Origin of the sequence: Enterobacter sp. Y17 (genome assembly GCF_019730495.1) — a bacterium.
In the GTDB taxonomy this organism is placed as follows: Bacteria; Pseudomonadota; Gammaproteobacteria; order Enterobacterales; family Enterobacteriaceae; genus Enterobacter; species Enterobacter asburiae_B.
In genome coordinates, this window is record NZ_JAASKP010000008.1 from 57,227 (window position 1) to 75,476 (window position 18,250).

18 protein-coding genes are annotated in these 18,250 nt (G+C 57.0%); 5 read left to right on the plus strand and 13 right to left on the minus strand.

What is annotated here, in order from left to right; translation table 11 throughout:
* The first annotated feature begins 25 nt into the window (after positions 1-25).
* Both HCH49_RS20855 and HCH49_RS20860 read left to right on the plus strand, forming a co-directional pair.
* A complete protein-coding gene (locus HCH49_RS20855) occupies positions 26-769 on the plus strand; it encodes a CDP-diacylglycerol diphosphatase (protein WP_033146943.1) in 744 nt (247 codons plus the stop codon).
* A 73-nt stretch (positions 770-842) separates the two neighbouring features.
* Entirely contained in the window at positions 843-2,147 is a 1,305-nt protein-coding gene (locus tag HCH49_RS20860; protein WP_221703304.1) for an SLC13 family permease, read from the plus strand.
* Positions 2,148-2,246: 99 nt separating this feature from the next.
* On the opposite strand, the gene tpiA is transcribed toward HCH49_RS20860, so the two are convergent.
* Together tpiA and HCH49_RS20870 are read right to left on the minus strand one after the other, a co-directional pair.
* Positions 2,247-3,014 (minus strand): triose-phosphate isomerase, encoded by a 768-nt coding sequence (gene tpiA, locus HCH49_RS20865; protein WP_014172206.1) that lies wholly within the window; start codon positions 3,012-3,014, stop codon positions 2,247-2,249.
* 111 nt (positions 3,015-3,125) lie between these two features.
* Positions 3,126-3,722: a DUF1454 family protein gene (locus HCH49_RS20870; RefSeq protein WP_023309692.1), complete on the minus strand. Its 597-nt coding sequence runs from the start codon at positions 3,720-3,722 to the stop codon at positions 3,126-3,128.
* Positions 3,723-3,834: 112 nt separating this feature from the next.
* Here HCH49_RS20870 and HCH49_RS20875 point away from each other — a divergent pair, with 112 nt between their 5' ends.
* On the plus strand, positions 3,835-4,254 hold the full coding sequence (locus HCH49_RS20875; protein WP_023293600.1) for a DUF805 domain-containing protein: 420 nt from the start codon (positions 3,835-3,837) through the stop codon (positions 4,252-4,254).
* Here the strand turns inward: HCH49_RS20875 and fpr are convergent, their stop codons facing one another.
* From fpr to HCH49_RS20895, 4 genes are all read right to left on the minus strand, one after another.
* Positions 4,255-5,001 carry a ferredoxin--NADP(+) reductase gene (gene fpr / locus HCH49_RS20880; RefSeq protein ID WP_029739198.1) on the minus strand — a complete coding sequence of 249 codons (747 nt, stop codon included), beginning with the start codon at positions 4,999-5,001 and terminating at the stop codon, positions 4,255-4,257.
* 96 nt (positions 5,002-5,097) lie between these two features.
* A complete protein-coding gene (gene glpX / locus HCH49_RS20885) occupies positions 5,098-6,108 on the minus strand; it encodes a class II fructose-bisphosphatase (RefSeq protein WP_023333858.1) in 1,011 nt (336 codons plus the stop codon).
* Positions 6,109-6,262: 154 nt separating this feature from the next.
* Positions 6,263-7,771: a glycerol kinase GlpK gene (glpK, locus tag HCH49_RS20890; RefSeq protein WP_023309688.1), complete on the minus strand. Its 1,509-nt coding sequence runs from the start codon at positions 7,769-7,771 to the stop codon at positions 6,263-6,265.
* Between the two features lie 21 nt (positions 7,772-7,792).
* Positions 7,793-8,638: an MIP/aquaporin family protein gene (locus HCH49_RS20895; protein WP_014885705.1), complete on the minus strand. Its 846-nt coding sequence runs from the start codon at positions 8,636-8,638 to the stop codon at positions 7,793-7,795.
* Positions 8,639-9,037: 399 nt separating this feature from the next.
* Here HCH49_RS20895 and zapB point away from each other — a divergent pair, with 399 nt between their 5' ends.
* Complete coding sequence (zapB, locus tag HCH49_RS20900; protein ID WP_010436935.1) at positions 9,038-9,277, plus strand: septal ring assembly protein ZapB; 240 nt, start codon at positions 9,038-9,040, stop codon at positions 9,275-9,277.
* 587 nt (positions 9,278-9,864) lie between these two features.
* Here zapB and rraA read toward each other — a convergent pair.
* The 7 genes from rraA to priA all read right to left on the minus strand — a co-directional run bounded on the left by rraA (position 9,865) and on the right by priA (position 17,830).
* On the minus strand, positions 9,865-10,350 hold the full coding sequence (gene rraA, locus HCH49_RS20905) for a ribonuclease E activity regulator RraA (RefSeq protein ID WP_032662736.1): 486 nt from the start codon (positions 10,348-10,350) through the stop codon (positions 9,865-9,867).
* Positions 10,351-10,442: 92 nt separating this feature from the next.
* The gene (gene menA / locus HCH49_RS20910; protein WP_023309686.1) at positions 10,443-11,363 is read right to left on the minus strand and encodes a 1,4-dihydroxy-2-naphthoate polyprenyltransferase; all 921 of its coding nucleotides are present in this window, start codon (positions 11,361-11,363) and stop codon (positions 10,443-10,445) included.
* Positions 11,364-11,431: 68 nt separating this feature from the next.
* Positions 11,432-12,766, minus strand: coding sequence for an HslU--HslV peptidase ATPase subunit (hslU, locus tag HCH49_RS20915; RefSeq protein WP_023309685.1), 1,335 nt, complete (start codon positions 12,764-12,766; stop codon positions 11,432-11,434).
* Between the two features lie 9 nt (positions 12,767-12,775).
* Positions 12,776-13,306 (minus strand): ATP-dependent protease subunit HslV, encoded by a 531-nt coding sequence (gene hslV, locus HCH49_RS20920; RefSeq protein ID WP_008501802.1) that lies wholly within the window; start codon positions 13,304-13,306, stop codon positions 12,776-12,778.
* Between the two features lie 94 nt (positions 13,307-13,400).
* On the minus strand, positions 13,401-14,396 hold the full coding sequence (gene ftsN / locus HCH49_RS20925) for a cell division protein FtsN (protein WP_048978883.1): 996 nt from the start codon (positions 14,394-14,396) through the stop codon (positions 13,401-13,403).
* A gap of 93 nt (positions 14,397-14,489) precedes the next feature.
* Positions 14,490-15,515, minus strand: coding sequence for a DNA-binding transcriptional regulator CytR (cytR, locus tag HCH49_RS20930; protein WP_023309683.1), 1,026 nt, complete (start codon positions 15,513-15,515; stop codon positions 14,490-14,492).
* 119 nt (positions 15,516-15,634) lie between these two features.
* Positions 15,635-17,830: a primosomal protein N' gene (gene priA, locus HCH49_RS20935; protein ID WP_221703305.1), complete on the minus strand. Its 2,196-nt coding sequence runs from the start codon at positions 17,828-17,830 to the stop codon at positions 15,635-15,637.
* A gap of 200 nt (positions 17,831-18,030) precedes the next feature.
* Here priA and rpmE point away from each other — a divergent pair, with 200 nt between their 5' ends.
* Positions 18,031-18,243, plus strand: a complete 213-nt coding sequence (gene rpmE, locus HCH49_RS20940; RefSeq protein WP_003862040.1) for a 50S ribosomal protein L31 — start codon at positions 18,031-18,033, stop codon at positions 18,241-18,243.
* Positions 18,244-18,250 lie beyond the last annotated feature (7 nt).

Here is an 18,250-nt window from a genome sequence, read left to right on the forward strand (position 1 = left end):
CTCTACTGAAAACAGGGAACGCGTTGTGAAAAAAATTATCTTATTGCTCCTCATTGTCATCGCCCTTGCCGCTGGCGGTGTATACTGGATGAAGGCGGGTAATCCGAATGCGTTGCGACATATCGTTCTCGACCAGTGTGTGCCGAATCAGATCCAGAACCGTAACCCTGCACCCTGTGCGCAGGTGAAAACGGATGCAGGCTATGTGGTATTTAAAGATCGCAACGGGCCGCTGCAATACCTGCTGATGCCGACATATCGCATCAACGGCACCGAGAGCCCGCTGCTGACCGACGCTCATACGCCGAACTTTTTCTGGCTGGCGTGGCAGTCGCGCAGCTTTATGACCCTGAAGCGTGGATCCGAGGTGCCTGACAGCGCCATTTCGCTGACGATTAACTCGCCGACTGGCCGCACGCAGAACCATTTTCATATTCATATATCCTGCCTGCGCCCGGACGTGCGCGAGAAGCTCAACGCGGCACAGGGAGAAATCAGCACCCAGTGGCTGCCTCTTTCGGGGGGGCTGGAAGGACATGAGTATCTTGCTCGCCGCGTGACGGAGAATGAACTGGTCAAGCGCAGCCCGTTTATGATGCTGGCGGAAGAGCTGCCGGAAGCGCGCGACCATATGGGGCGTTTCGCGCTGGCAATGGCGCAGCAGTCGGATGGCTCTTTTGTTTTGCTGGCGACCGAGCGTAACCTGCTCACGCTTAACCGCGCGTCAGCGGAGGAACTGCAGGATCATCAATGCACTATCCTGAAGTAACCCCACCATAAATCGCGTTTACTCGGGCTGCCTGTCACCGTAGACTTGCTGAAAAATTCTACAGGAGACAGGTATGTCGCTCTGGTTAACGTATCCTCTGCTGCTGCCCTCACTGATCGTTGGCGTCACCATCGTGCTGTGGGCGACGTCGCTATTGCCGGAATTTATCACCGCGCTGCTGTTCTTCACGGCGGCGATGACCGCCAGAATCGCTCCGCCGGAGGTCATCTTCGGCGGTTTTGCCTCGTCTGCTTTCTGGCTGGTATTCAGCGGCTTTGTGCTCGGCGTGGCGATCCGTAAAACCGGACTGGCGGACAGGGCCGCCCGGGCGCTGTCGGCAAAGCTCACCGACTCCTGGGTGTTGATGGTGGCGAGCGTGGTGCTGCTGAGCTACGCGCTGGCGTTTGTGATGCCGTCGAACATGGGACGTATTGCGCTGCTGATGCCGATTGTCGCGGCGATGGCAAAACGCGCCGGTATCGCCGACGGCTCCCGCGCCTGGTTCGGGCTGGCGCTGGCGGTGGGGTTCGGGACTTTCCAGCTTTCGGCGACGATCCTGCCTGCAAACGTCCCCAATCTGGTGATGAGCGGTGCGGCGGAAGGCTCGTACGGCATCCATCTGAACTATGTCCCGTATCTGCTGCTGCACACGCCGGTGCTCGGTATCCTCAAAGGCCTGATTCTGATTGGCCTCATCTGCTGGCTATTTCCCGGCAGCCCAAAACCGCCGAAGGAACAGGCGCCGTCTGATCCTATGGGGCGGGATGAAAAGCGTCTTGCCTGGCTGCTGGCGGTGGTGCTGGGGATGTGGGTCACGGAGAGCTGGCACGGCGTAGGGCCGGCGTGGACGGGGCTGGCGGCGTCGGTCATCGTTATGCTGCCGCGAGTTGGCTTTATCACCGGGGAAGAGTTTTCTGCGGGGGTGAATATGCGTACCTGTATTTACGTCGCGGGCATTCTTGGGCTGGCGATCGTGGTGACGCAAACCGGTATCGGAACGGCCGTGGGCGAGGCATTGCTTCGCATTATGCCGCTGGATGCAGACAGACCATTCACCAGTTTCCTGGCGCTGACCGGTATTACCACGGCGCTCAACTTCATTATGACCGCCAACGGCGTCCCAGCGCTGTACACCACTCTGGCACAGAGTTTTTCGGACGCGACCGGTTTTCCGCTGCTGTCGGTGATCATGATTCAGGTGCTGGGCTATTCCACGCCGCTGCTGCCGTATCAGGCGTCGCCGATTGTGGTGGCAATGGGGCTCGGGAAGGTGCCTGCAAGGGCGGGGATGGTGCTCTGTCTGGCGCTGGCTATCGCAACGTATCTGGTACTGCTGCCGCTGGATTATCTCTGGTTTAGTTTGCTGGGGAAAGTGTAGTTCGGTGCGAGCGGTTTCCCCTCACCCCAACCCTCTCCCTAAGGGAGAGGGAGGAGAAGAGCGGCGGGTAAGCGCAAGCGCCACCCGCCACAAAGGCAATTACGCCTGTTTAGCCGCTTCTGCTGCCTTAACGATCACCGCGAAAGCGTCAGCTTTCAGGGATGCACCGCCAACCAGCGCTCCATCGATGTCTGGCTGGGTGAACAGCTCAGCAGCGTTGGAGGCGTTTACGGAACCGCCGTACTGGATAATCACTTGCTCAGCGACTTTCGCGTCGGCTTTAGCAATGTGGTCACGAATGAATTTGTGAACCGCCTGAGCCTGCGCAGGGGTTGCAGATTTGCCGGTACCGATCGCCCAGACTGGCTCGTATGCGATTACTGCGCCTTCGAACGCTGCCGCGCCCTGGGTTTTCAGCACTGCGTCGATCTGACGTGCGCACACTTCTTCGGTTTTGCCCGCTTCGTTTTCCGCTTCGGTTTCACCGATGCACAGAACCGGGATCAGACCCTGCTCTTTCAGCACGGCAAATTTCTTCGCGATGAACTCGTCGGATTCTTTGTGATAGGTGCGACGCTCGGAGTGGCCGATGATGATGTATTTCGCGCCGATATCTTTCAGCATTTCAGCGGAGGTTTCACCGGTGAACGCGCCAGACAGGTTAACGTCAACGTTCTGCGCGCCCAGAATGATGTGGCTGCCGTCAGCGGCGTGTTTAGCCAGATCCAGGTACATATCCGGCGGAGCGATAGCAACCGCGCAGCCCGTCACGCCAGCCAGCTCTTTACGCAGGTTCGCAACCAGTTCGTTTACCATGTGGCGGCTGCCGTTCAGTTTCCAGTTACCCATCACTAAAGGATGTCGCATTTCAATTCTCCACGCTAAATAAGCGAATTAAGGAATATGGCCACCCTGTCGGGCAGCATGGTCTGTGAATCAGTATAGAGATTTTCCCTCGAAAGGCTTTGCTTTTTGTCATTAATTCGCCCCGCCGAGGGTGTCAGATAGTGCCAGCTTAATCGGTTCAACAGCGAAGGTCAGTCCTTTTTCACCGTTGTCCGCCACAACATAGCGGATCGCGCCTTCGGTATCGGCGTAATAACGCTTGTTTTTCCCGGCGGTAAGGAGTTTTTGCAGCTTTTGCTGGCTTTGCTTTTTCGTCAGCGCAGGGGTAAAGGCCTGCAGTACCGCGCTCATGTACTCCAGCGCTTTCGCCTTAGCGGCTTTCTGCTCTGGCCCCTGTATCGGCAGCCAGGTGATTTGCATGCTTTTGATTTTTAACGTACCGCGCTCCAGCGCCGTGGAAGCATACAAATTCTCGTTAATCTTGCTTGCCGCACGGGTCAATGTGGGGGTATCGCGTGAGCCATCAATGGCGCGAAACTCATCCAGCGGCAGCGTGGGGTTGGTCTGATTAAAGGTTTCACGAAACTGGCTGATGGACTGATCGAAGGACGGTGCGCCCGCCAGCAGATAGGGTGCTGTGGTCGGGGCTGTGGTTTCGGCGGCGTGCAGGGGATAACCCGCGCTGAGCAGCGCTAAACACAGGAAAAGAGAACGTGCCGAACTTTTCATCAACATTGCCCCTGGCCGTAAGTGCTCATGATTAAAACGATATCTGGTCGGCTTGTCAAAAGGTCACAACTCCAGGGTAAAATACGCGCTATACGATAATAAGGAACCTTACATGACCATACAGCAGTGGCTGTTTTCATTCAAAGGGCGTATTGGACGCCGTGATTTCTGGATCTGGATGGTGACGTGGGTTGTCGCCATGCTGCTTCTGTTTTTCGTGGCTTACAACGCCTGGCTGAGCACGCAAACGGCGGCCTTCGCGCTGGTCTGCCTGCTATGGCCAACGGCGGCGGTTGTCGTAAAACGGCTGCACGATCGCGGGCGTTCCGGCGCGTGGGCATTTCTGATTATTCTGGCGTGGATGCTGGTGGCGGGAAACTGGGCGATGCTGCCGTCCATCCTGCCGTGGGTTGTGGGCAGGCTGCTGCCGTCGGTCATCTTCGTGATGATGATTGTCGATCTGGGCGCGTTTATTGGCACCCAGAGCGAAAATAAATACGGTAAAGACACCGTCGAGGTGAAATACCGCTGATCACCAGTAGTGTTCGGCGGTCATATGGCCCGGTCGGCGGCGAAGATGTTTCGTCATCTGCCGGGTATCCTTCAGAAGCTGCTGCGTGTCCCGCACCATCTGGGGGTTGCCGCACAGCATGACGTGGCTGGTTTCAGCGTTCAGCGGCAAACCCACCGCGTCTTCCAGGGCTCCACTCTCAATTAACGCCGGCACGCGGCCGGTAAGCGCTCCTGCTACGGTTTCACGGCTGACCACCGTCTGAATCTTTAACTTCCCGCCGTACTGCTGTTCAAGCGCCTGCATTTGCGGCAAATAGCTCAGGTCTGCGGCGTAGCGCGCAGCGTGAACCAGCACGATGTTTTTAAAGCGCTCCAGATCTTTGCCGTACTGCAAAATAGAGAGATAAGGGCCGATGGCCGTACCGGTTGCCAGCATCCAGAGCGTGTCGCAGTCAGGGATCTCTTCGAGCACAAAGAAGCCTGCTGCTTCACTCACAATTTGCACCTCGTCGCCGGGCTTAAGGGCGGCAAGGCGCGGGCTGAGCTTACCGTCAGGAACGGTGACCAGATAGAACTCGAGATCCGGGTTATCAGGCGCGTTAACGTAAGAGTAGGCGCGCTGCACGCGCTCGCCGTCGACATCCAGTCCCAGCTTCGCAAATTGCCCGGCTTTAAACGGGTGAACGGGAGCATGTACGGTGAGACTAAATAGCGCATCGGTCCAGAACTGTACCTTTGTGACTTTACCTGTTACCCAGTCCGCCATGATCTTCTCCTGTGCTGTTTCTCTGTTCTATCTTCCGTACTTGTGGTGGTAATTTCCAGCCCGTCAGGGCCGGAAAGCTCTATCGATCAAACGGTTTTACAGAATGTGCGTCTGCACGTCCGGGTCTTTGCGGTCGAGATAGTGGATAGACTGGATGCGGCGAATGGTGCGTGATTTACCGCGGATCAGCAGCGTTTCAGTGGTGGCCATATTGCCCTTGCGGGTGATGCCGTCCAGCAGATCGCCTTTGGTGATGCCGGTCGCCGAGAAGACAACGTTATCGCTACGCGCCATCTCGTCCAGAGCCAGCACTTTATTGGCCTCGATGCCCATCGCTTCGCAGCGCGCCAGCTCGTTTTCCCCGATACGGCGGTTCTCTTCGCTGTCGCCTTTCACCTCATGGCGGGGCAGCAGACGGGCCTGCATATCGCCATCCAGCGCGCGGATCACTGCCGCGGAGACCACACCTTCCGGCGCGCCACCGATGCCGTACAGCACGTCGACTTCGCTGTCCGGCATGCAGGTCAGGATCGAGGCGGCAACGTCACCGTCAGGAATAGCAAACACGCGCACGCCGAGCTTTTGCATCTGCGCGATGGTGGCGTCGTGGCGCGGTTTCGCCAGAATGGTGACGGTGAGTTCGCTAAGGGGTTTGCCCAGGGCTTTGGCGATGTTGCGCAGGTTCTCTTCCAGCGGCAGGCTAAGGTCGATTGCGCCTTTCGCGCCTGGACCGACAATCAGCTTTTCCATGTACATGTCCGGCGCGTTCAGGAAGCAGCCCTTATCGCCGACGGCCAGCACCGCTAACGCATTGGCCTGACCCATCGCCGTCATGCGGGTGCCTTCGATCGGGTCAACCGCGATATCCACGGCATCGCCTTTGCCGGTACCGACTTTTTCACCGATGTAGAGCATCGGCGCTTCGTCGATCTCGCCTTCGCCGATCACGATGGTGCCGTCAATGTTGACCTGGTTAAGTACAATACGCATGGCATGGACGGCTGCGCCGTCTGCGGTATTTTTGTCGCCACGGCCCAGCCATTTATAGCCTGCGAGGGCGGCCGCTTCGGTGACGCGGGAAAACTCGATAGCAAGTTCACGTTTCATGAGGTACTCGTGCAATCAAAAGGAATTGCACGAAGTTTATCACAGAGTGGGTAAGGTGCGGTCTGTACTCCCCTCACCCTAACCCTCTCCCCAAAGGGGCGAGGGGACTTAAAACACCCTCTCCCCTTTGGGGAGAGGGCCGGGGTGAGGGGGATTACTCTTCGTGCTCTTCCCACGCCAGGGCGCGTTTCACCGCTTTTTTCCAGCCGCTGTAGCGGAAGTTACGCTCGGTGGTTTCGATGCCCGGGCGGAATTCGCGTTCGATAACCGCTTTTTCCTGCAGCTCGTCCAGGTTCTGCCAGAAGCCTACCGCCAGACCGGCAAGGTATGCCGCGCCCAGCGCCGTCACTTCACGCACTTCAGGGCGCTCAACGCGGGTGCCGAGAATGTCGGACTGGAACTGCATCAGGAAGTTATTCGCTACCGCACCGCCGTCCACGCGCAGGGCGTGCAGACGAATGCCGGAGTCAGCCTGCATCGCTTCCAGCACGTCGCGCGTCTGGTAGGCGATGGATTCCAGAGTAGCGCGAATAATGTGGTTAGAGTTCACACCGCGCGTCAGGCCGAAAATTGCGCCGCGTGCATACGGGTCCCAGTACGGTGCGCCCAGACCGGTGAACGCAGGCACCACGTACACGCCGTTGGTGTCTTTCACTTTGGTCGCGAAGTACTCGGAGTCGAACGCATCGCTGATCAGCTTCATCTCGTCGCGCAGCCACTGAATGGATGCACCCGCCATGAACACCGCACCTTCCAGCGCATAGTTCACTTCGCCGCGCGGGCCGCAGGCGATGGTGGTCAACAGGCCGTTTTCTGATTTCACCGCTTTCTCGCCGGTGTTCATCAGCATAAAGCAGCCGGTGCCGTAGGTATTCTTCGCCATCCCTTCCTTGACGCATAGCTGGCCGAACAGCGCCGCCTGCTGGTCACCGGCGATACCGGCGATAGGAATACGGGTGCCGCCTTTACCGCCGATGTTGGTCTGGCCGTACACTTCGGAAGACTTACGCACTTCAGGCAGCATCGCGCGCGGAATGTCCAGCGCGTCCAGCATCTTGTCATCCCACTCAAGGGTGTTGATGTTGAACAGCATGGTACGCGAGGCGTTGGTGTAGTCGGTCACGTGAACGCGTCCCTGGGTCATCTTCCAGATAAGCCAGGTATCGACGGTACCGAACAGCAGCTCGCCGCGTTTAGCACGCTCGCGTGAACCTTCTACGTGGTCGAGGATCCATTTCACTTTGGTGCCGGAGAAATACGGGTCAACCACCAGACCGGTGGCGCTGCGCACGTACTCTTCCATACCGTCGCGCTTCAGCTGTTCGCAGATCTCGGATGTACGGCGGCACTGCCAGACGATAGCGTTGTAAATGGGCTTACCGGTTTCGCGTTCCCAGACAATCGTCGTTTCACGCTGGTTGGTAATACCAATCGCGGCAATCTCGTCGGAACTGATATCGGCTTTCGCCAGCACTTCGACCAGCGTGGAGCTTTGTGATGCCCAAATCTCCATCGGGTCGTGTTCTACCCAGCCTGGACGAGGATAAATTTGCTCAAATTCGCGCTGTGACACGCTGACGATGTTCGCGTCATGATCCATTACGACAGCGCGGGAGCTGGTAGTGCCCTGGTCGAGCGCAACGATATATTTTTTTTCGGTCATGGTATGTGTCCCGTAGTCAGATTACAGCGAAGCTTTTTGTTGTGCGGTAGAAGTCGTTTCCTTCTCCTCTTCCACACAGGTGTCGCACGGTAAGTGGCGACCAATTAATTTGCGGTAGCTAAACGCACCCAGCGCAGCCCCGACAACCGGCGCAAACAGCGGTACCAGGAAGTAAGGAATGTCTTTGCCACCGGTGAAGGCGACGTCGCCCCAGCCAGCGATAAAGGCGAAGGCTTTTGGTCCGATATCACGTGCCGGGTTCATCGCGAATCCGGTCAGCGGGCCCATGGATGCGCCAATCACCGCAATCAGCAAACCAATCAGCAGGGGTGCCAGCGGGCCGCGCGGAATGCCGTTTCCGTCGTCGGTCAGCGCCAGGATAACGCCCATCAGAATAGCGGTAATCACCATTTCAACTGCGAACGCCTGCACAAAATTAATATGCGGGTTTGGATAGGTTGAGAAGATACCTGCCAGATCCAGACTTTCGACACTGCCGCGTACCATATGATGCGTCTGTTCGAAGTCGATGAAAAGATTGTAATAAAGCCCGTAAACTAACGCCGCTGCGCAAAACGCGCCGGCAAACTGAGAAAGAATGAAAGGAACAACTTTGCGTCCGTCAAAGCACGCGAACAGCCACAGTGCGATTGTCACCGCCGGGTTAAGATGTGCACCAGAAACCCCTGCAGTCAGGTAGATGGCCATCGCCACGCCCAGACCCCAGATGATACTGATTTCCCACTGACCAAAACTGGCACCTGCCACTTTCAGTGCAGCGACACAGCCCACTCCGAAGAATATCAACAACCCGGTACCAAGGAACTCGGCAATGCACTGGCCTTTTAAGGTTGATGTCTGACTCATAATCGGAATCCTGAAGAAATTGATGTTTATTGTTAGCATGGCCGCCCGTGACAGCCACGATGCCCTGTAGACATAGTGTTAATTTATCGTTAACGAGCAAAAACGAGAAATATCGAAATCAAAATGTGTGGTCTGTGTCAATAAAATGAGCGTTTTCGCGCCATAAAGCACATTTTTGCATCAGTACAGGAATGTGAGCTGAATCATTTCATTAACGAATCAGTTAACAATTTAGGGGTATATGATGCGAACACACCAGGACCAGACCTAAAAGTGTTGCAAACCGCGATCTGCGCGGTGTGTCGCTGGACACAGAGCGCCGCGCTCCATACAATCGACGGTATATGTCGTGCGCGTTTATGTTAAAGCGTCGCCTTGCAATTCAGGAGAGGTAGCATCATGTCTTTAGAAGTGTTTGAGAAACTGGAATCGAAAGTACAGCAGGCGATTGACACCATCACCCTGCTGCAGATGGAAATTGAAGAGCTGAAAGAGAAGAACAACAGCCTGGCGCAGGAAGTTCAGAACGCTCAGCACGGCCGCGAAGAACTGGAGCGCGAAAACAACCAGCTGCGCGAACAGCAGAACGGCTGGCAGGATCGCCTGCAGGCGCTGCTGGGACGTATGGAAGAGGTCTAATTCCCTACGGGATGAATTGAACAAGCCGGGTAGGGCGTCGCCGCCACCCGGCTTTTTTTATGGTTTGATGTCAGTCGGCGATCACCATAAAAAAGGCCGCCAAAGGCGGCCTTAACGCTACTTGTCCTGCGCTGTCATAGCAAAAGCAACGAACACATTGGGTTCATCACTCTTTACAACGAGTACGCTGGCGACAATGAACGCGATACATAAATAGCGTTTCATTATGCGGTCCCTGCAGCTAACCGCTCCACCGTTCACCACCGGTGATAAGCCGGTGGACACAAGCCCTGGTGTTAGCCTGCTTTACGGTAGTGAATACACCTTTCCCTGGACCGATGCCCATTTGCGAGATGGCGGAAAGGGACGCTTCATCATAATGAGCATCAACCGTGGAGTTAAGGTATTCATAGACAATTAGGATTTTATAAAGGTTCTGAGGGGTTGCCCAAGGCTTGGACGAGAGTATGATGAAACTCCCTGGTGTTAGCCTGCAAAACTTCCCAACGGACCGCGAATCCCGAGGGGACAAAAAAACCGCCACATTGCTGTTGGCGGTTTTTTTATGGTTCTCGCTGACGGATTTACTACTCGATATCCAGCGCGTCTTCCGACAGGATAATGCCGGTATTATCGGCGTAGAGATGGTCCCCGGAGAAGAAGGTCACGCCGCCGAAATTGACGCGCACGTCGCTTTCGCCGATGCCGTCACCCGCCGCCCCTACCGGTATGGCCGCGATGGCCTGAATCCCGATATCCAGGTCTTCCAGATCGTCCACCTGACGCACGGAACCGTACACCACAAGGCCTTCCCACTCATTCTGGACGGCAATGCCGGCCAGTTCAGCATCAATTAATGCACGGCGCACGGAACCGCCGCCGTCGACCACAAGAACGCGGCCGCGGCCATTCTGTTCGAGCAGATCGTACAGCAACCCGTTGTCCTCGAAACATTTCACCGTGACGATTTGACCGCCAAACGACGACCTCCCACCAAAGTTGGAGAACAGCGGTTCAACGACGTTGACATCTTCCTGGTAGATGTCACAAAGCTCGGAGGTATCGTATTTCATAGGTTTAACGCTCAGTTGCTGCGAATGTGTTCAGTATATCGTGCGAAATGCGTTGTTGGCAAAATCATCAATTGTTAATTGATATTTGTCAGCTAACGCAGCGTCTGGCTTAAAACAATCCCGATGACGAACAACAGGTTAGTCAGCAACGCGCCTTTTACAGTACGTTCCAGCATTGGCGGCATGGCGGACGGGCTGAGTTCACGCATCACAAAGCGGGCCTGCTTAATCAGCAGCGGCGCGGCAAGCACAAACAGCCAGCCCCACAGGCTCTGCAAGGAAATCAGGTTAAACAGCGCCAGGCAAACCAGCGCGCCAATGAGCAGACAGGCGTGATAGCGGCGCGCATTGACCGGCCCCAGACGAACCGCCAGGGTATTTTTGCCGTTCTCGCGATCGCTGTCGATGTCGCGCAGGTTGTTGATGTTGAGCACCGCCGTCGCCAGCAGGCCGCAGGCGGTCGCGGGCAGGAACAGGGCAGGGATCACCGTATGCGCCTGCAGGTACCAGCTTCCCATCACGCTCAGCCAGCCGAAGAACACCAGTACGGAGATATCCCCGAGCCCAATATAACCGTAAGGACGCGTGCCGACGGTGTAGGTGATGGCTGCGATAATGGCCAGTAAACCCAGCACCAGGAAGCCAATGAAATCGCTGGTGGTCTTAGACGCCACCGTCACCAGCGCCAGGCCGGATACGCAGATCAGCGCTACGGTGATAATCAGCGCGCGTTTCATCTGCGCCTGGGTAATCACCCCTTTCTGCATTCCGCGCAGTGGCCCTATGCGGTCCGGCTTGTCGCTGCCTTTTACCGCGTCGCCGTAGTCGTTGGCGAGATTAGAGAGAATTTGCAGCAGGCCGGCGGTAATCAGTGCCAGCGCGGCGACCAGCGGATCAAAATAACCCTGCCACCAGGCAAGGGCGGTACCGACGATAATTGCGGCAAAGGCCAGAGGAAGCGTTTTAGGGCGCAGACTTTCGAGCCACGCCTGAGTACGGCTGATGTCAGTCATAAGTATTTAGCCAATAAAAATGGGGGCATTAGCCCCCATTAAACGTGATGAGAATCCAGTAACCGCGATTATAGGATAAAACGGCTCAGATCTTCATCTGCCACTAACGCATCCAGATGTTTACTCACATATTCTGCGTCAATGGTAACGGTTTGACCGTTAAGGTCGCTCGCGTCATAAGAGATATCTTCTACCAGGCGTTCCAGCACGGTATGCAGGCGACGCGCACCGATGTTCTCGGTGGTTTCGTTGACCTGCCATGCGGCCTGGGCAATACGCTTGATACCGTCTTCGGTGAACTCGAGGTTCACACCTTCGGTCGCCATCAGCGCTTTGTACTGTACGGTAGCAGAGGCGTTCGGCTCGGTCAGGATACGTTCGAAATCTTCGGTCGTCAGCGCCTGCAGCTCAACGCGGATAGGCAGACGCCCCTGCAGTTCGGGGATCAGATCCGACGGGCTGGCAACCTGGAACGCCCCTGAAGCGATAAACAGGATGTGGTCCGTTTTCACCATGCCGTGCTTGGTGGAGACGGTGCAGCCTTCAACCAGCGGCAGCAGGTCGCGCTGAACGCCTTCGCGGGATACGTCCGGACCGGAGCTGTTGCCGCCGCGCTTACAAATTTTGTCGATTTCGTCGATAAACACGATACCGTGCTGCTCAACCGCGTCGATAGCGTCCTGCTTCAGCTCTTCCGGGTTTACCAGCTTCGCCGCTTCTTCTTCAATCAGCAGCTTCATCGCGTCTTTGATTTTCAGCTTACGCGCTTTCTGCTTCTGGCCGCCCAGGTTCTGGAACATGGACTGGAGCTGGCTGGTCATCTCTTCCATGCCCGGAGGCGCCATGATTTCCACACCCATTGGCGCGGCAGCGAGATCGATCTCAATCTCTTTGTCGTCCAGCTGGCCTTCACGCAGTTTTTTGCGGAATGCCTGGCGCGCCGCGGATGGTTCCGCCTGCTGCTCTGCCTGGCCCCAGTTGTTTTTTGCCGGTGGGATCAGCACGTCGAGAATGCGCTCTTCGGCCATCTCTTCCGCGCGATAGCGGTTTTTCTCGATCGCCTGGACGCGCACCATCTTGATCGCCGAGTCGGTCAGATCGCGGATGATGGAGTCCACTTCTTTACCCACATAGCCCACTTCGGTGAACTTGGTGGCTTCCACTTTGATGAACGGCGCGTTAGCCAGCTTCGCCAGACGACGGGCGATTTCGGTTTTACCGACGCCGGTCGGGCCGATCATCAGAATGTTTTTCGGCGTCACTTCGTGGCGCAGCTCTTCATCAAGCTGCATACGACGCCAGCGGTTACGCAGGGCGATAGCCACGGAACGCTTGGCGTTATCCTGGCCGATAATGTGTTTGTTCAGTTCGCTGACAATTTCGCGTGGGGTCATTTCAGACATGGGAGATCCTTACGCTTTGGAGGTCAATTCTTCGATGGTGTGGTTGTGGTTGGTATAAATGCAGATATCACCTGCAATATCCAACGCCTTCACCGCGATATCACGCGCGTTCATGTCGGTATTTTCCAACAGCGCGCGGGCTGCAGCCTGGGCATAAGGGCCGCCAGAGCCGATGGCAATAAGATCATTTTCCGGCTGAATGACGTCACCGTTACCGGTGATGATCAGCGAGGCGGTTTCATCGGCCACGGCCAGCAGCGCTTCGAGCTTGCGCAGCATGCGGTCGGTACGCCAGTCTTTCGCCAGCTCAACGGCAGCTTTCACCAGATGACCCTGGTGCATTTCCAGTTTGCGTTCAAACAGTTCAAACAGCGTGAAGGCGTCCGCCGTGCCGCCTGCAAAACCGGCGATCACTTTGTCGTTGTAGAGGCGGCGCACTTTCTTCACGTTGCCTTTCATGACGGTATTACCCAGCGTGGCCTGGCCATCACCGGCGATTACCACATGGCCGTTACGGCGTACACTTACTATTGTTGTCACGAGCAGACCCCCTGGTTACAGAATCGGGAAACAGAAGCCCTGAGCCTGTGCTCAGGGCTGAATTAAATGATAGATGGGGGGGATTTCGGGGGTTTCAACCCCCGGAAGCGAGTCGAATGCAGTTTGTGTGGCCGGCGATTTTCAACCGAGAAATGGTGCCATCGGCATTTTCTTTGCCTTTGACCGGACCAATCACCACGCGATTCCAGCCGTTATTGGTGGTAATACGCGAATCAAACCCTTCAAAGGCCAGCTGAGCACGTACCGTTTCCGCCTGCTCTGCGCCTTTGAACGAACCGCACTGTACCATCCAGCGGCGCTCGTCTTTTTTCTCAGCCGTCTGCTTCGGCGCTTCGGTCTCTTTGGTCACCGGCGCGGCCTGCTGCGTTTTCGGCTGCTGCGCGGTGGTATGCGCTGGCGTCTGGAGCAGATCCTGATACGGCTGAGCGGCCTGTTTCTGCGGCTGCGTTTTCGGCTGCTGCTGGACAGGCTGAGACTGCGCCGTACGCGTCGGCTGCTGGTATGGCTGTTCCGTTACCCGCGGCTGTGCTTTCGGCTGCTGCACCGGCTGGGTTTGCGCCCACTGCTGCTGCTGTTGCTGCTGGATCTGCTGTTGCGCCTGACGTCGCTGCAGCGTTTGCTGGCGCTGTGCCGGCGTCTGCTCATTCCACGGTACTTCGTTCAGCTGCGTAGGCTGCTGGCGCATATCGGCCTGCATTTGGGCCAGCAGCTGACGCTGTTCATCCGTCAGCTGATTCGCATTCTGCACTTCACCACCCGCAGAAGGTTCGGTTGGCGCACGCACCCCGGGCTGACGGCTTTCCAGCTCTTTGATATAGCGCCAGCGTTCTTCAGGCTTCGGAGGAAGGCCATTTCCGGCAACCTTACTGGCCTGAAGCGCCTCAGACTCTTCTTTTTTATGGTGCGTGATAAAGTACAGGCCACCAATAAAGGCGACGACTACAGCCGCAGCAATAGCGACCATTGCTGGCGAGACAGCAGGCAGGTTACGTTGCTTTTTCCTTGAGCTACTCTTTTTGCGTCGCGAAGGTGCCGGCTGGCCGCGACGTACATAATCTCGTTGTGCCACTATCGTTTCGCTGTATTTATTCGTTCGTCAGTCCGCCATGTTACTTAAGCGGCGGGGCTTTGACCAGATAAGGGTATCCGAAAGACGTTTACTTTAAGTCAATGCCTGGGTAGTGCCGCGGACAATCAGTTCACAGTCCAGCAACCGCGAGCCGCTGCTAACTGTTTGACCGTGAAGCTGATCCAGCAGAAGCAGCATCGCTTCGCGGCCGATTTGATAGCGTGGCTGAGCGACCGTTGAGAGCGGCGGATCGCAAAATTCTGAAAGCGAAATATTGTCGAATCCGATGATCGATAAATCTTTCGGTATCCGAAGGCCGCGGCGTTTGGCGTACGACAATGCGCCCAGCGCCATCACGTCGCTGTGACAAAATACGGCGGTTGGCGGCTCAGGCAGGTCCAGAAGTTTCTCAAGCGCTTGTCCACCCGCGGCGAAGGTAAAGTCACCGCGCGCAATGTAGTGCGGATCGACGGTGACGCCGGTACGGCGCAGCGCCTGAACGTAGCCCTGCAAGCGATAATGACACAGCGGCATCTCTTCAGGCCCGGCAATACAGCCAATGCGCTTATGCCCCAGCTCCTGGAGATAGTTTACGGCGTTGAACGCGGCGGTGAGGTTATCAATGTGGACCGTCGGCAGCTCCAGCTCTGGCGCAAACTCGTTGGCCATCACCATCGGCGGTAAATTACGCTGCTCTTCAATGCTGGCATCAAACGGCAGGCGGGAGCCAAGCAGCAGCATGCCGTCGATCTGCTTGGTGATAATGAGATCGATGAAGGTTTTTTCCTGCTGGTTCTGGTGAGCGCAGTCGCCAATCAGCACCAGGTAACCCTGTTCCGCTGCCGTAACTTCAATACCGCGGATAATCTCGCTGAAGAAGGGGTCGCAGATATCCGGCACAATCACCAGAATGGTGCGCGACTCATTGCGTTTGACGTTACGCCCCATCGCCTGTGGGAAATAGCCCACTTCAAGCGCAGCCTGCTCTACCCGGTTACGGGTCGCCTGGGAGACTTTATCCGGGTTCATTAATGCGCGGGATACCGTTGCCGTAGAGACTTGTGCTTTCTGGGCAACGTCTTTCATGGTCGCCGGTGCAACCTCTTTCCTGGACTTCAACGTCTTCTCCTCGCCTGAACACCGAACTTCTGACATCACCATTTTTACAGATAGTTAATGGAATCGGTTACAGAATTTTCATAAAAAGTGTGAGGAGCGTTAAATTTTTCGATCCGTCTTCAGCCTTCGATGGGATCGACGTCCAGTACCCACTTCACTTTTCGCGCTTCCGGCAGCGTGTTGATGAGCGCCAGCGTGCCGCTGACGATATGCTGCAGGCGAACACGTGAGGGGTGCTGAAGTAAGATTTGCCAGCGGAAACGTCCGCCGCGTTTTGGCGCGAGTGCCGGCACCGGGCCCAGGATCCACAGCTGATTATCCACCAGCGGGCTGGCCTGCAGGAGGTTTCTCAGCTGCTGCAGGAAAAGCGGCGCCTGCTGGTTGTTGTGATCTTCCGCGCGGATGATGACGTGGCTGGTCCACGGCGGCAGCTGCATGGTCTGGCGTTCGGCCAGCGCCTGCTCGGCAAAGGCGTCATAGCCTTTATGCAGCAGGGTTTGCAGCAGCGGGTGCTCAGGATGGTGCGTTTGCAACACCACTTCGCCCTGTTTACCGGCGCGACCGGCACGCCCTGCCACCTGGGTATAAAGCTGGGCGAAGCGCTCGGCTGAGCGGAAATCTGCCGAAAACAGCGCGCCGTCTACGTCCAGCAGGGCAACCAGCGTGACGTCCGGGAAGTGGTGGCCTTTGGCCAGCATCTGGGTGCCAATCAGGATGCGCGCGCCGCCGCGATGCACTTCCGCCAGCTGCTGTTCCAGCGCGCCTTTGCGGCTGGTGGTGTCCCGGTCGATACGCGAAATAGGCACGTCCGGGAAGAAGGGGCCAAGCGCCTGTTCCAGCTGTTCCGTCCCCAGACCGACCGGCACGATATGCGTTGAGCCACACGACGGGCACTGGCGCGGCACCGGGCGCTGGCTGTCGCAGTGGTGGCAGCGCAAATGCCGCTGGGCCTGGTGGAAGGTATAGTAGTGGTCGCAGCGCGGGCACTCGGCAATCCAGCCGCAGTCGTGGCAAAGCAGGGCGGGGGCGAATCCGCGGCGGTTCAGAAACAGAATGACCTGGTTCCCCGCCTGCAGGTGCTGGCGCATGCGGGTAATCAATGCAGGCGCAAGCCCGGCCTGAACCTGCTGACCTTTCAGATCCAGCACGTGCTGAATGGCCGGACGGGCATTCCCCGCCCGACGCGTCAGGCGCAGCATGTGGTACTTACGCTGGCGCACGTTGTGCAGCGTTTCGAGCGCAGGCGTGGCGGAGCCGAGAATAATGGGAATCTGCTCACTGTGCGCGCGATAGACCGCCAGATCGCGGGCGTGATAGCGCCAGCCTTCCTGCTGTTTATAGGAGCTGTCGTGCTCTTCGTCGATCACGATAACGCCAAGATTTTTAAACGGCGTAAACAGCGACGAGCGGGTGCCGATCACAATCGCCGCTTCGCCGTTTTTGGCTTTCAGCCAGGCGCTGAGGCGTTCGCTGTCGTTCAGGCCGGAGTGCAGCACCTCAACCGGCGCGTTAAAGCGCTCGCGGAATCGGGCGATGGTTTGCGGCGTCAGGCCAATTTCCGGCACCATCACCAGCGCCTGTTTGCCCTGAGCCAGCACGTTTTCCAGCACGCTCAGGTAGACCTCGGTCTTGCCGGAACCGGTGACTCCCGCCAGCAGCCAGGCAGAGAAATGATCGGAGGCGCTATGAATAGCGCCCACGGCAGTGGCCTGCTCGGTATTCAGACGCAGGCGATCCCCTGAAACGGAGAAACTCTCCCGCCAGTCGTAAAGAGCGGGGGCTTCGCTGGCCAGTTCGCTCAGCCCTTTCTTTCTTAAGGCCTGTAGCGCCGTTTCGCTGACCTCAAGCTCGTCGACCTGATGTCGCCAGATTTTTCCCTGACGCAGCGCCGCCAGCGCCTGCTGCTGTTTCTGCGATCGCTTCAGGCTGTTGATGTCCACCGCCTGGCCCTGCTCGGTGGCAAACCAGTACCACATCGGCGCGTGGCTGGCGCTCTTGCCCTGACGCAGCATAATTGGCAGGGCATGGAATAGGACGTCGCCAATCGGGTGATGATAATAATCCGCCGCCCACAGCAGCAGTCGCCAGGTGCTGGTGGAGTAAACCGGCTCGCTGTCCAGCATCTCAACGACCGACTTCAGCTCGTTAAGCGGCAATTCGCTTTTATCGCTGACGGAGACGACGATCCCCACGCGCTGCTGTTTGCCAAACGGCACGGTCACGCGGCAGCCCGCTTTGGCGCTCATGCTGTCGGGCAGCAGGTAGTCAAAGGTGCGGGGAAGCGGAACGGGCAGGGCAACGTGAGCGACGGGCATCGAATCTTCCTGACTTGAAAAGTGGCGCGTTAGTATACACATTAGTAAAAGCGGCGTGCGGATCAGTTTGCATACGTTGGTCAAATTCTGTATGATTCGCCGCCTTTGGTGTACTTTACGCCAAAGAACTTACAATCAACATCGCGTGGTGTCTGGCGTTAGGGCTGGAAGAGCGACGCGGCCTTAACTGAGGTTCTCCCATGAAAAAAGATATTCACCCGAAATACGAAATGATTACTGCAAACTGTTCTTGCGGTAACTCTATCCAGATCCGCTCTACCGTGGGTCACGATCTGAACCTGGACGTGTGCGGCAAATGCCACCCGTTCTACACTGGTAAGCAGCGTGACGTTGCAACCGGTGGCCGTGTTGACCGCTTCAACAAGCGTTTCAGCATCCCGGGCGCTAAATAAGTTTCCC